Raw genomic sequence first — 809 nt, 5'->3', positions numbered from 1 at the left:
GATGGCGATCACTAACGCTAAGTTGGGCGCTGCTCATGGGCTAGCCTCTGCACTTGGTGGGAAACTTGATGCTCCGCACAGTGTGATAACTGCACGTTTAGCACCTCATGTGATGCAAGAAAACATCAATGCAGCAAAGCAAGCGGGCAGGAATGATGTGATCAACCGTTATCGAAAACTGGCTCAACTTGTCACGGATAGAGCGAATGCGAATGAACATGACGGCGTGCTTTGGGTCAAGATGGTGTTAGATAAGCTAGAATTGCCATTGCTTGGTAAGTTTGGTGTTTGCCAAACTTCGTTTGAACAGGTAGCAAACGATGCGCTTAAGTCTGTTGCGATTAAAGGTAACCCTTTACCTCTTAATCAGGAGCGTTTGGTGTTCATACTAAAACAAGTGTGCGATTGCAGTGGAGATTGTGCCGCAGAAAGCACGCCGCACATGAGTTCAGTAGAGGTATTGGAATCGAGAAGCGATTTATCGAGTGTGAATGAGTAAATACAAGTAAAGTCATTGCGAGAAGAAATAAAAAGGGGAACCAATTGGCTCCCCTTAATCAATGCTTAGTACTGACTTAGCTTGTCATAACGACTGTCTTTTAAGGCATCTTTCACGCGTTTTAGATTTTCGCGGAAACCTGTACCACGGCGAAGTGTAAAGCCTGTGGCTAATACGTCGATAACGGTCATTTGAACGACACGGCTTGCCATTGGCATGTATACGTCCGTATCTTCAGGAATATCTAAAGTGATAGCCAGTGAACTTGCTTTCTCTAATGGAGAATCTTTCGCAGTGATAGCGATGACAG

At 45.0% G+C, this 809-nt stretch carries 1 protein-coding gene and 1 pseudogene; one reads left to right on the top strand and one right to left on the bottom strand.

Features of this window, described 5'->3' with window-relative positions:
* The coding region (locus tag R7093_RS24875; RefSeq protein ID WP_318146972.1) for an iron-containing alcohol dehydrogenase at positions 1-499 on the top strand (499 nt) is incomplete at its 5' end.
* Between the two features lie 65 nt (positions 500-564).
* Here R7093_RS24875 and R7093_RS24870 read toward each other — a convergent pair.
* Positions 565-809, bottom strand: a pseudogene (locus tag R7093_RS24870) (transcriptional regulator HexR); the annotation flags it as partial.

The organism is Vibrio sp. 1580 (genome assembly GCF_033340055.1).
Note: the sequence above shows the minus strand (reverse complement) of the source record. Positions and strands in the feature narration are given on the sequence as shown.